The organism is Pelomicrobium sp. G1 (genome assembly GCF_051905455.1).
GTDB lineage: Bacteria > Pseudomonadota > Gammaproteobacteria > Burkholderiales > UBA6910 > Pelomicrobium.
Genome location: NZ_JBQACR010000565.1, coordinates 1 through 240 on the forward strand (window position 1 = coordinate 1; position 240 = coordinate 240).

At 51.2% G+C, this 240-nt stretch carries 1 protein-coding gene; it reads right to left on the minus strand.

The features are described from left to right. Positions 1 to 12 precede the first annotated feature (12 nt). Positions 13 to 240, minus strand: a 228-nt coding sequence (locus ACTFO6_RS19645; protein WP_439935978.1) for a hypothetical protein, incomplete at its 5' end; no start/stop codon positions are given.

A 240-nucleotide genomic window follows, 5' to 3' on the forward strand; every position in this document is an offset into this window, starting at 1 on the left:
GGAGCTCGCACCTTATCCTATCCCCTGCCTTCTTCTCGTCGTTCCTCTTCCCGCTCCCCTATCGCTTTCAGGTGCCCTACCCTCTTCATTTTCTTCGCTCCCTTTCTCTTCTCCCTTTTTTCTCCCCTTCTCTTCTTCCCTTTTTCTTTCTCCTCTCTTCCTCTTCGCTCTCCTTCCTCTCCCTTTCTCTCTCCCCTTCCTCTTTCTTTCCCCCTTTTTCTTCCCCTCTTCCTCTTCTCT